Consider the following 11,471-nt stretch of genomic DNA (forward strand, 5'->3'; position numbering starts at 1 on the left):
CTCTTAACGCCTTACCGCAGCGCTCCCGGCGGGCGGGCCATGCTTGCGACACGGGCCCCGGACCGGGCGAGTATCCCCCTCGCCCCTGACATCCGACTTGTGATCAGACCCCGGGCGAACGCCTGCCTTGCGATGGCAGGCCGGAACCGGGCTCCCGCTTCTCCACATCCCGCCGCGCCAAGGACGCAAGGCCTTTGCGCCTCCCCGTGCGACGGAACCCCAGCATTATGCGCCCGCGGTTTGCTATGGCGGGCTCATGACGCTGACGGAGAGGGGAAGGGGAGGGAGAACAAGGGGTTAGGGCGCGGGATTATGAAGACAGACGGGGAAAAGGTAACAGAGCCGGGCGGCTTGCTGTCCAGCACAGGAGGATTTGGCGAAATGCGACGGGGCGCGTGTCGAGGGTCTGCGAACATTGATCTATGGTTGATAATCGCGTGATCGGTCTTGCGTCAACTTCTCGTTTTGCGTGAATTGCGCTCTCCATATGGGAGAGTGGTGGTGGAAGACGAAGAGCCTACCGAAATTGACGATGTGGTGGTCGTTGGCCGCAGGGCTGGAACGGGTGACTACTTCATCAGCATTCCCGTCAGCTCAGGCAACGGGACGTTCATCATCAGCCAGCAGGTGGTCGATCAGTATATATCGGATAGCGGCAGCACCACGGCCCCGGACTCGCAGGAACGGTTTGAGGAAATCGGCGTCTTCGTCCTGACCGAGCTGCTCAAATACATGAAGCACCTTCCGGGGCTTACGCCGCAGGAGCTTCAGGAGCTGGACCGCATCATCGAGAGGTTCCAGCAGGCGTCGAACCTCTACGCCCTCGGGCAGATCGACCGGGAGGAATTCAAGAACACGGTCCAGGACGGCCTCGAACTCCTTTTCGAGCAGGTCGGCGACTATCTCGGCTCGGCCGTGACCGGCGCGATCGTCGGCGCCGCTGCGTCCGTCGGCTTCGCCCCGACCTCGGTCGGCGGTCTTGCCGCAGGCGCCTTTGGCATCGCCGTTGGCGCGGCGGTGGCCCAGGCGTTTCCCGATGAAGCTCTGGCGGCTGGCATCACGGATCTGCTGTTCGGAGATTCCGAGACGATCAATCGGATCGAAAACCATCTTCAGGAGCAGATCGAGAACCGCGCCTTCGATTTCTATCAGGAGTTTCTCGACTACATTTTCCGCAACTTCCCGGAAGACGCGCCACGACCGTATGCAGAGCGCGGCATGACTGTCGGGACGGAGGAGAACGGCGTCGTCGTCTATGCGGGCACGATCGGCAGGGACAATATCAGTTTCGCTAACGCGGCGGCCGCGGTCAGCGTCGATATGAGCATCGACGCAGCCCAGAACAGCGGCGGCGCCGGGCAGGTTCGGCTGCTCACGATCGACGGCGTATTCGGATCGCAGTTCAACGACACCCTGCTCGGCAATGCGATGGACAACCTGTTCGCCGGCGCGGGAGGCAATGATTACCTCGATGGCCGCGACGGTTTCGACTTCGCCGATTACAGACTGGCGGTGGCGGGCGTGACGGTGAACCTAGGTCTGACCGTCCAGAACACCGGCGGGGCCGGTGTCGACACCCTGATCGATTTTGAAGGGGTCATCGGGTCGGCCCACAACGATGTCCTGATCGGGGACGCCGGAAACAACACCCTGTACGGCCTGGCCGGTGACGACACGCTCCAAGGTGGCGATGGAGATGACCTTCTGGTCGGAGGGTCGGACCTGAACGGAGGCATCAACGTCCTGGACGGTGGCTCAGGGTTCGACACGGTTTCCTACGAGCACGAAACCCGAAATATCTGGGTGGGTCTGGCCGATGGAATGCAGGCGTTCTACGCGGCCGACGGAATGACGCTGATACCAGCGGATTCCCTCTTCGGCATTGAAGGCGTGATGCTGGGAACTGGAAACGACACCGGCTCGGGAAGCGCCGGCGACGACCGGATCTTTGGCAATGACGGCAGCGATCTGTTGAGCGGTGGGGACGGGGACGATCTGCTGGAGGGAGGCGCCGGCAACGACACCCTGAACGGCGGCGCCGGCTTTGACACGCTGAGCTATGCGGCGGCCGCGGGCGGTGTGACGGTCAACCTCAACGCGGTCCAGCCCGACTGGTGGTGGGCCGGATGGGCGAACATCCATTCAGGCGGCGCCGGCACAGACCAAGTCTTCGATCATTTCGAGGGCCTGTTGGGCTCCACGCACAACGACACCCTGATCGGCAATTTCCTCGACAACGACATCCGGGGCAGTGTTGGCAACGACCGACTGGAAGGCATGGCCGGGAATGACCGCCTGTTCGGGGGCGAGGGCCAGGACACGATGCTTGGGGGCGCGGGAGCCGACAGGTTCGTTTTCGAACGCTTCGACGACTCCCCTGTCAGTCTGCCCGATGTCATCCTCGACTTCGAGGTCGGAAGCGACCTTCTCGACCTCTCGGCCCTGGACGTGACGGGCCAGCAGGTGACCTTCAGTCTGACGGCAGGTTCGACGTTTGTCGGGATCGACCGGAACGCGGACGGCGTCATGGATCTCATGATCGAGCTCCGGGGCACGACGGGCTCCCTGGGTCTCGGGAGCACGATACTCGAATGACACCCATGGGGCGCGGACGTTTTCACCTGTCGGCGGCGGGGGGGCTGGCGCTTGCGGGCCTTTCCCTGGCCGGTTGCACCGGGGAGGTCGCCTCTCCCTCGTCCGACAGGGTGCCTTCCGAGGCGGAAGTCACGGCCTATCTGCAGTCCAAGGCTGAGAGCCTGTATCCCGATGTCGACGGCCTGACGCTGACGGGCCTCAGATTTTCCTCCGACCGGACCCTGATCTGCGGATGGGCCAACGCGCCCGGGCAACGGCCCCTGCTGTTTACCTCGGTCGACCGAACACCCGAGACGCTGGAGCGGTCCATCGGCCTGCCGCCGCTGGGCGAGGACACCCCTGTCACTCGCGCAGTACGGGCCCGGGACATGGAGCGGGCGGAAGATCTCTGCCGGCGCAACGATCTTCTGCCGGCAAACCGGTAGGGCGCGCGAGGGGCTGCTCTGGCTCGCACTCCCGCTTCGCATCCCCTATCTCCGTCCCATGCTTCTCCGTGTCGTCGACCTTGAAACCACCGGTGGGGACCGGGACTCGGAGATCATCGAGGTCGGGGTGGTGGATGTGGTGGGGGACGGGGCCGGCGGGTGGCGGGCCTTGCCGCCGGTGTCGAGGCTGTTCCGGCCGAAGGGGCCGATCTCGTTTCACGCCATGGCGGTGCATCACCTGACGCCGGACGACTTCTGCGAGGACGATCCGCACTGCGACGAATACCGGCTGCGCGAGATGCTGATGGCCGGGCCGGAGGTCGGGCCGGCGGATGTGATGGTGGCGCATTCGGCGCGGTTCGAGCGGGGGTTCATCGCCGATACGGCGACCGGCGGCCTGCCGTGGATCTGCACGGTGCGCTCGGCCAAGCAGGTGTGGCCGCAGGCGCCGGGGCATTCGAACCAGGTGCTGCGCTACTGGCGCGGCTTGCGGCTGGACCCGGCGCTGGCCAATCCGGCGCACCGGGCCGGGCCGGACGCCTGGGTGACGGCGCACATCCTGATCGACCTGCTGAAGGAGGCGACCGTCGAGCAGATGCTGGACTGGACGCGCGAGCCGCGAAGGCTGGAGCGGATACCGTTCGGCAAGCACCGGGGCAGGGCCTGGGCCGAGGCGCCGGAGGACTATCTGCGCTGGATGGCGGGGCAGGGGGACATGGACGCCGATGTCGTGGCCGCGGCGCGACACGAACTGGACCGTCGCGCCGGGGCGGCGACGGGGGCTCTGGCGGCGGCGCCCGACGCGGGCTAAACCGGCGGACCGGGCGCGTCATGCGGAGTATCAGGTGAAGATTGCCGAACGCTGGTTCGTGATGGCGGGCGTCGGCCTGCTGGGCGCGATCGCGCTGGCCGGGCTGGTGGTGGCCATCTATGCGGCGTGGCTGTTCCACGACCTGCCGGATGCGTCCGAGCTGGCCGACTACCGGCCGGCGACGGCGACTCGCGTCTATGCCGGCGACGGCACGCTGATCGGGGAGTTCTCGGACGAGCGGCGCATCTATGTGTCGTACGAGCAGATCCCCGAGCCGGTGGTGCAGGCCTTCCTGGCGGCCGAGGACCGCAACTTCTTCAGCCACGGCGGGGTCGACGTCTCGGGCCTGGGCCGGGCCATGTTCAAGAACATCTTCAACGCCGCGACCGGGCGGCGGCTGGAGGGCGGCTCGACCATCACCCAGCAGGTCGCCAAGAACGTGCTGCTGACCAACGAATCGAGCATCAACCGCAAGGTCAAGGAAGCCATCCTGGCCAACCGGCTGGAAGCGACCCTGACCAAGCCGCAGATCCTCGAGCTGTATCTGAACGAGATCTTCCTCGGCTATCGCTCGTACGGGGTGGCGGCGGCGGCCTACAACTATTTCGGCAAGTCGCTGGACCAGCTGACGCCGGACGAGGCGGCCTTCCTGGCGGCCCTGCCCAAGGGGCCGAACAACTATCATCCGAAGCGGCATCCGGCGGCGGCCAAGGGCCGGCGGGACTGGGTGCTGGGCGAGATGGAGGAGAGCGGCTTCATCACCGAGGCGGAGCTGGCCACGGCGCTGGCGCGGCCGCTGGTGACCCAGGACGCGCCGCGGCGGGCCGCCTATGCCGACGCGGACTTCTTCGTCGAGGAGGCGCGGCGCCAGGCCATCGCCCGGTTCGGCCGCGAGGAGGTCAACCGCGGCGGCTACTATATGCGCACGACGCTGGATCCCGAGCTGCAGTCGGCGGCGCGCGACGCCCTGATGAAGGGGCTGGAGAACTACGACCGCCGCCACGGCTGGCGCGGGCCGTGGGGCGCGACGGACTTCGCCGAGGGCTGGCAGGCGGTGGCGCTGCGCGGGACGCGTCCGCCCGAGCGCCGGGCCTGGCGCGCCGCCGCCGTCGAGAGCGTAAGCGGCAACACCGTGCGGGTCCGTCGCGCCGACGACGGCTCGACCGGAACCCTGCTGGCCGAGGACGCCGCCTGGGCCAACGCCAACCGGCAGCTGAAGCGCGGCGACCTGATCTTCGTCGAGCCGCGCGGCGGCCAGTTCGCCCTGAAGCAGGTGCCGGCGGTGAACGGCGCCCTGGTGGCGATCGAGCCGACCTCGGGCCGGGTGCTGGCCATGGTCGGGGGCTATTCCTACGCCCTGTCGAGCTTCAACCGGGCGACCCAGGCCGAGCGGCAGCCCGGCTCGGCGTTCAAGCCGTTCGTCTATGCGACGGCCCTGGAGGGGGACTATACGCCGGCCTCGATCGTGCTGGACGCGCCGATCAGCTTCGCCGGCGGACCGAACGGAACGCGCTGGAGCCCCGAGAACTACAGCCGCGAATACTACGGGCCGCAGAGCCTGAGGCGAGGGCTGGAGCTGTCGCGCAACGTGATGACGGTGCGGCTGGCCCAGGCCATCGGCATGAAGAACGTCGTCGACCTGGCGAAGAAGATGGGCGTGTCCGACACGCTGCAGCCGAACCTGTCGGTGTCGCTGGGGGCCGGGGAGACGACGCCGTACCGGCTGACGGCGGCCTATGCGGCCTTCGTCAACGGCGGGCGGCGGGTGAACCCCTATCTGATCGAGATCGTGCAGGACCGCGACGGCGAGACCATCTTCCGCGCCGACGACCGCCGGTGCCGCGAGTGCGGCCGGCCGTTCAGCGGCCAGGAGTCGCCCCGGCTGGAGCCGCGCGGCGAGCAGGTCATCGATCCGATCACCGCCTATCAGATGAGCTCGATCCTCGAGGGCGTGGTGCAGCGCGGCACGGCGGCGAGCGCGCGCGGCCTTGGCCGCTGGGTCGGCGGCAAGACGGGCACGACCAACGAATACCGCTCGGCCTGGTTCGTCGGCTTCTCGTCCGACATCGTGGTCGGGGTGTTCATCGGCTTCGACGACAACCGGCCGCTGGGCTCGGGCGAGACGGGGGCGACCGGGCCCGTGCCGGTGTTCACCGACTTCATGCAGGTGGCGCTGAGGAAGCGGCCGGCGCGACCCTTCGTGCGGCCGAAGAACGCGGTGTTCCGCACCGTCAACGGCATCGAGGAAGCCTTCCGCCCCGGCACCGAGCGCCGCCGCGAGGAGGAGCAGCCGCGCCCCGAGGTTCCGACCGGGCCGCAGAACTACAACGACGTGATCCGCAGGGAGCAGGAGGAGGCCGCCGGGCTTCCGCCGACGGCCACGCCGACCCCGCCGCCAACGCCGCCGCCGACGAAGAAGGAGCCGGCGGAGGATTTGAGCGGGCTGTACTAGAGGCGACAGGCAGAGGGTGACGGAGGGGCCGCAAGGAACCACGCCCTCCGCGAAACGCGAGGATTCAATCCAGAGGGCTGTTGCCTGTTGCCTGGCGCCTCACTCTTCCCCTATGTCCCCGCCTCACCTTCATGTCGCCGGAGAATGCGATGAGACCGGATGTCGAGGCCATGAAGGCCGACATCGAGCAGAGCATCGCTCTGCTCAGGAGGCGTCTTTGACTGGGATGTCGCCGTACGAAAACTCGATGAGCTGAACGCGCGGGTCGAGGACCCGACGCTGTGGGACGACCCGGAGGCCGCCCAGGCGGTGTCGCGCGACCGCTCGCGTCTCGAAACCCAGATCAACGCCGTCCGCGAGATGGAGACCGGTCTGGAGGAGGGCGTCATGCTCGCCGACATGGCCGACGAGGAGGGCGACGAAGCCACCCTCGAGGAGGCGCGCGCCCAGCTGAAGTCGATCAAGGACCGGGCCGCCCGGGCCGAGCTGGAGGCCCTGCTGTCCGGCGAGGCCGACGCCAACGACGCCTATCTGGAAGTGAACTCCGGGGCCGGCGGCACGGAGTCGAACGACTGGGCGGGCATGCTGCTGCGCATGTACAGCCGCTGGGCCCGCGCCCACGGCTACGAGGTCGAGGTCGAAGCCGAGGAGGGCGGGGAGCAGGCGGGCATCAAGTCGGCCACCATCCTGGTCAAGGGGCCGAACGCCTACGGCTGGCTGAAGTCGGAATCGGGCGTGCACCGGCTGGTGCGCATCAGCCCCTACGATGCAGCCGCGAAGAGACACACCTCGTTCGCCTCGATCGGGGTCTCGCCCGTCGTGGACGACACCATCGAGATCGACATCAATCCGGCGGACGTGCGCACCGACACCTATCGCGCCTCGGGCTCGGGCGGCCAGCACATCAACAAGACGGACTCGGCGGTGCGCCTGACGCACATCCCGACCAATACGGTGGTGGCCTGCCAGGCCGGGCGGTCGCAGCACCAGAACCGCGAACAGGCGTGGAAGATGCTGCGGGCGCGGCTGTACGAGCTGGAACTGCAGAAGCGCGAGGCGGCCGCCCAGGCGCTGGCCGACGCCAAGACCGACATCGGCTGGGGTCACCAGATCCGGTCCTACGTCCTGCAGCCGTACCAGATGGTCAAGGATCTGCGGACCAACGTCGAGACGTCGGACACCCAGGGGGTGCTGGACGGGGACCTGGACGCCTTCATGGGGGCGGCGCTGGCGGCCCGGGTCGGCGAGACGCGCGGGAGCACGGTGGAGTAGGGACCGGCGCGTCGCGAGCACGGCGCGCCCTTGTCGGAAGCGGACTCGTCTGAAGTCTTTTGAGGGTGGAAACCGGCCTTTCGCGCGAGACAGCAAGCCTCAACGATACGGCTCTGTCACGTCAGTGCCACGCTTGCAGCTACCTCAAGGACAATCGATGACGTCCAAGCTGCCAAGTTTCTGTATCGCGACAGTCCTCCTGCCGACGAAATCCTCCTCGACCAGCAATTGGCCCGAGAAGGTGAGACGTATGCAGAGAGGCTCTGTTTTGTCCCACTCTTTAACCACGGTAGCTATCCGCCTCTGAGCTTCGTCATCTTGGGCGCGGATCGAATAAATCTCCCCGTTCGCGGCCCGAAAGAAAGAGCCCTCGAAAATCTCCACGACCCCCGCGAACTCTTCATCCGGCAAGGATTGTGCAGATGTTCCCGCGCAGCCCGTCAACGCCAAGATGAGCGCGATGGTCGGCCAGCGGGATCCGGCAACAAACTTGGCGCGTCGACTTGTCATCGCCCGAGCTTAGGCGTGCGCGCGAGCGTCCGCAAAGGGTCGGCAGCGGACCTGCAGTCACTCGTCGCGACCGCCCATGGCGGCATGGGAAAAGGCCCCGGATCGCTCCGGGGCCTTTTGTCTTTACTGCCGGAGGCTTACGCGCCCGGTTTCATGTCGATGACCTGCGGGCGGTCGTCGCCGTGGGGCGGCGTGGCGCTGGCGGCGGGGGTGGACGGTTTGGGCGCGGCGGCGGGGGCGTCGCGGCGGCCCTGCAGGACACGGCCCTGGAAATAGGCGCCGATGTCGATCGACAGCTGCTCGGCGGTGATGTCGCCGTCGACATAGGCCGTGGCGATCAGCTTGACCTGCTTGCCCGAGACATTGCCGACGATGCGGCCGCGGACCTCGACGTAGTCGGCCGAGACGCCGCCCTCGACCGCGCCGGTCTCGCCGACGATCAGCCGGCCGACGCGGACGTCGCCCTTGATGGCGCCGTCGATCTGAAGGTCGCCGCCGCCCGAGATGCTGCCGTCGAACTGCAGGTCCGACGACAGGGTCGACAGGCCGCGGGCGCTGACCGGCGAGGCCGGGGCACGGGCCGCCGCCGCCGGGGCCGAACCGCCCGGCATGGGCAGGTCGGGCAGGGGCGGGATGGCTGAACCGGTGTCGGCGCGCGGCTGCGGCGACGAGGGGGCGGGGGATTTAGTCTTGTTGAACAAGTTGGTCTCCGGCTCTCATGAAGCGGGCGGGGTTTTGCGGGCGGCCGTTCATCCACACCTCGTAGTGCAGGTGAACGCCGGTGGAACGTCCGGTCGTGCCCATGGCGCCGATGCGCTGGCCCAGCGCGATGCGCTGGCCGGGCCGTACGGCCATGGAATTGAGGTGAGCGTATCGTGTCTTGAAACCGCGCCCATGATCTATCTCAACGGTGTTGCCATACCCTGAACGCACCCCGACGAAAGACACGATGCCGGGAGCGGGCGCGCGGATCGCCGTGTTGAGCGGGGCGGCGAAATCCTGTCCCTGGTGGAGGGCGGGGCGGCTGTTGAACGGATCGAAGCGCACGCCGAAGCCGGAGGTGGTGCGGGCGTCGGTCGGGCGGTGGAAGGGCATGCCCTCGGCGGCATCGGCCAGGACCCGCATGTCGGACAGGTCGTCGGCCGCCCGGCGGATGCGCACGGCGAAGGCCTCGTCCACGTCCAGCACGGCGGCCAGGGCGCGGGGGTCGCGGGCCTCGACCAGCGGCCCTCCCAGGCCCGCGCCACTGGTCGGCGCATAGGCGGAAGGGTTCAGCCCGGCCAGGCGGAAGGCGAGGCGCAGGCGCTCGGCCCGGGTCTGGGCGACGCTCTCGGCGCGGGCGATCAGCCGCTCCTGGTCCATGCGCACGGCCAGCATGCGCTGCACCGGCGAATGGTCGGCGGGATCGAGGGATTTGGCGGGGGCCAGCGCGGCCTCGGCGCCGTCGACGCCGCGGAACATGCCCATCACCTGGGTCAGGGCCGCGTGGCGGCGTTCGACCATCTGGGCCATCTCGTCCAGCGAGCCGGTCGTGGCGGTCATGCGTACGACGGCGCTGTCCAGCCGCGCCTGAAGGTCGGCGTTGAGGCGTTCGGAGGCGGCGCGGGCGCGGGCGACCGTCCGGTCGGCCTGGCTCTGCATGACGAGGTCGAAGGCGAAGCCGCCGGAGGCCACGAGGAACCAGCCGCCGAGCAGGATCGCGGCCGCGGCTCCGGCCATCTGGCGGGCGGGAGTCAGGGCCCAGGCGCGGACTTCGTCGCCGTCCCGCAGATAGACATACCGGGTCGGAAACCACCGACCCATCAGAGACCTTCGATCAGTCGTCTGTCCGGTCATTACGCTACGCCCCCACGCACGGCGGGCGTTATGCGCCACCTTGGCCGCCGGGGACAAGTGCGTTCACGAACTGTTAACCATCCTGACCGGTTTTCACGCGAACTTCGACGGTATTCGGCTCCGATGTTCGCCTGTCAGGCGTATCCGCGAATCTGTGTAACCGCCGTTACATCTGTTGCGGCGTAGATTCGTCCGTCCTCAGAGCGATCGAACGGCCTCCAGCACTTCCGCCGCATGGCCCTTGACCTTGACCTTGCGCCAGGCGCGCCGGACCACGCCCGCCGCGTCGACCAGGAAGGTGGCGCGCTCCACGCCCATGTAGACGCGGCCGTACATCGACTTCTCGCCCCACACCCCGAAGGCCTCGGTGACCTCGCCGGGCTCGTCGGAGGCGAGGACGACCTTGAGATCGTATTTGGCCCTGAAGCGGTCGAGTTTCCGCACCGGATCGCGCGAGACGCCGATCACGGTCGCGCCGGCGGCGGCGAAGTCGTCGGCGAGGGCGGAGAAGTCCTGGCCCTCGGTTGTGCAGCCGGGGGTGTCCGCCTTGGGGTAGAAATAGAGGACGTAGGGCCGGCCGCTCAGGTCGGCGGAGGAGACGCGGCCGCCGTCGCTGGTCGCCATGTCGAAGGCGGGGGCCGGCTGGCCTTCGGTGATGTCCATCGTCTTCTTCTCCCGTCATCCTCGGGCTTGACCCGAGGATCAGATGTTGAGGCGGACCCGGTGTCCGCGAGGGCCCTGGGATCGTCGGCCAACGACCTTCGACGCAGCACCGGACCGTCTGGCCCTCGGGTCAAGCCCGAGGATGACGGCGGGTCAGATCGGCCGCACCAGTACGATCTTCTTCTTGCCGGCGGCCAGTTTGAAGACCCCGTCGGCGTTGACGTCGGCGGCCTCGATCGGGCGGGCGCCGTCGGCGATGGCTTCGTCATTGAGGCGCAGGCCGCCGCCCTGGGCGAGGCGGCGGGCCTCGCCGTTGGAGGCGGTCAGGCCGGCGCGCGTGGCGACGGCGGCGATCATGGCGCCGACGACCTCGTCGCGCGGGATCTCGACGGTCGGGAGGTCGGCGGAGAGCCGGCCCTGTTCGAAGGCGGCCTCGGCGGCGCCGCGGGCGTGGGCGGCGGCGTCGGCCCCGTGCAGCATGGTCGTGGCCGCGTCGGCCAGCGCCTTCTTGGCGTCATTGATGCCGGCGCCCTCCAGCGTCTCCAGCCGGGCGATCTCGTCCAGCGGCAGGTCGGTGAACAGGCGCAGGAATTTGCCGACGTCGGCGTCGTCGACGTTGCGCCAGAATTGCCAGTAGTCGTACGGCGACAGCTGCTCGGCGTTCAGCCACACCGCGCCCTGGGCCGTCTTGCCCATCTTGCCGCCCGAGGCCGTGGTCAGCAGGGGGGTGGTCAGGCCGAAGGCGGCCTTGTGATCGACGCGGCGGACCAGGTCGACGCCCGAGACGATGTTCCCCCACTGGTCCGAGCCGCCCATCTGCAGGGTGACGTTGCGGGCGCGGTTCAGCTCGAGGAAGTCCACCGACTGCATCAGCATGTAGTTGAACTCGAGGAAGGTCATCGGCTGC

10 protein-coding genes are annotated in these 11,471 nt (G+C 68.1%); 5 read left to right on the top strand and 5 right to left on the bottom strand.

Annotation, left to right across the window (positions count from 1 at the left end; genetic code table 11):
- The first annotated feature begins 501 nt into the window (after window positions 1–501).
- From VEA62_RS00405 to prfB, 5 genes are all read left to right on the top strand, one after another.
- A complete protein-coding gene (locus VEA62_RS00405) occupies window positions 502–2,595 on the top strand; it encodes a calcium-binding protein (RefSeq protein WP_324816946.1) in 2,094 nt (697 codons plus the stop codon).
- A complete protein-coding gene (locus VEA62_RS00410) occupies window positions 2,592–3,020 on the top strand; it encodes a hypothetical protein (RefSeq protein WP_324816947.1) in 429 nt (142 codons plus the stop codon). The genes VEA62_RS00405 and VEA62_RS00410 overlap by 4 nt, the downstream gene beginning before the upstream one ends.
- Before the next feature lie 58 nt (window positions 3,021–3,078).
- Window positions 3,079–3,831, top strand: a complete 753-nt coding sequence (locus VEA62_RS00415; protein WP_324816949.1) for a putative quorum-sensing-regulated virulence factor — start codon at window positions 3,079–3,081, stop codon at window positions 3,829–3,831.
- A gap of 61 nt (window positions 3,832–3,892) precedes the next feature.
- On the top strand, window positions 3,893–6,283 hold the full coding sequence (locus tag VEA62_RS00420) for a penicillin-binding protein 1A (RefSeq protein ID WP_324816970.1): 2,391 nt from the start codon (window positions 3,893–3,895) through the stop codon (window positions 6,281–6,283).
- A gap of 149 nt (window positions 6,284–6,432) precedes the next feature.
- A protein-coding gene (gene prfB / locus VEA62_RS00425) for a peptide chain release factor 2 (protein ID WP_324816951.1) occupies window positions 6,433–7,555 on the top strand; the annotation gives its coding sequence in 2 pieces (ribosomal slippage) (window positions 6,433–6,501 and window positions 6,503–7,555; 1,122 coding nt in all).
- Window positions 7,556–7,699: 144 nt separating this feature from the next.
- On the opposite strand, the gene VEA62_RS00430 is transcribed toward prfB, so the two are convergent.
- The 5 genes from VEA62_RS00430 to tyrS form a co-directional block, all read right to left on the bottom strand.
- Window positions 7,700–8,065, bottom strand: coding sequence for a hypothetical protein (locus VEA62_RS00430; RefSeq protein WP_324816954.1), 366 nt, complete (start codon window positions 8,063–8,065; stop codon window positions 7,700–7,702).
- A 137-nt stretch (window positions 8,066–8,202) separates the two neighbouring features.
- On the bottom strand, window positions 8,203–8,766 hold the full coding sequence (locus VEA62_RS00435) for a polymer-forming cytoskeletal protein (protein WP_324816957.1): 564 nt from the start codon (window positions 8,764–8,766) through the stop codon (window positions 8,203–8,205).
- Window positions 8,750–9,868 carry a M23 family metallopeptidase gene (locus VEA62_RS00440; RefSeq protein WP_324816960.1) on the bottom strand — a complete coding sequence of 373 codons (1,119 nt, stop codon included), beginning with the start codon at window positions 9,866–9,868 and terminating at the stop codon, window positions 8,750–8,752. Before VEA62_RS00440 ends, VEA62_RS00435 begins: the two co-directional genes overlap by 17 nt.
- Before the next feature lie 231 nt (window positions 9,869–10,099).
- Complete coding sequence (locus tag VEA62_RS00445; RefSeq protein WP_324816962.1) at window positions 10,100–10,564, bottom strand: peroxiredoxin; 465 nt, start codon at window positions 10,562–10,564, stop codon at window positions 10,100–10,102.
- Window positions 10,565–10,717: 153 nt separating this feature from the next.
- A partial coding sequence (tyrS, locus tag VEA62_RS00450) for a tyrosine--tRNA ligase (RefSeq protein ID WP_324816964.1) occupies window positions 10,718–11,471 on the bottom strand: 754 nt, incomplete at its 5' end.

This window comes from Brevundimonas sp. (assembly GCF_035627475.1).
Classification (GTDB): Bacteria; Pseudomonadota; Alphaproteobacteria; order Caulobacterales; family Caulobacteraceae; genus Brevundimonas.

Coding starts and splice junctions, on each gene's coding strand:
- VEA62_RS00410 (WP_324816947.1), top strand. CDS start 2,592: ATGACACCCATGGGGCGCGGACGTTTTCACCTGTCGGCGGCGGGGGGG.
- VEA62_RS00415 (WP_324816949.1), top strand. CDS start 3,079: ATGCTTCTCCGTGTCGTCGACCTTGAAACCACCGGTGGGGACCGGGAC.
- VEA62_RS00420 (WP_324816970.1), top strand. CDS start 3,893: ATGGCGGGCGTCGGCCTGCTGGGCGCGATCGCGCTGGCCGGGCTGGTG.
- VEA62_RS00430 (WP_324816954.1), bottom strand. CDS start 8,065: ATGACAAGTCGACGCGCCAAGTTTGTTGCCGGATCCCGCTGGCCGACC.
- VEA62_RS00440 (WP_324816960.1), bottom strand. CDS start 9,868: ATGGGTCGGTGGTTTCCGACCCGGTATGTCTATCTGCGGGACGGCGAC.
- VEA62_RS00445 (WP_324816962.1), bottom strand. CDS start 10,564: ATGGACATCACCGAAGGCCAGCCGGCCCCCGCCTTCGACATGGCGACC.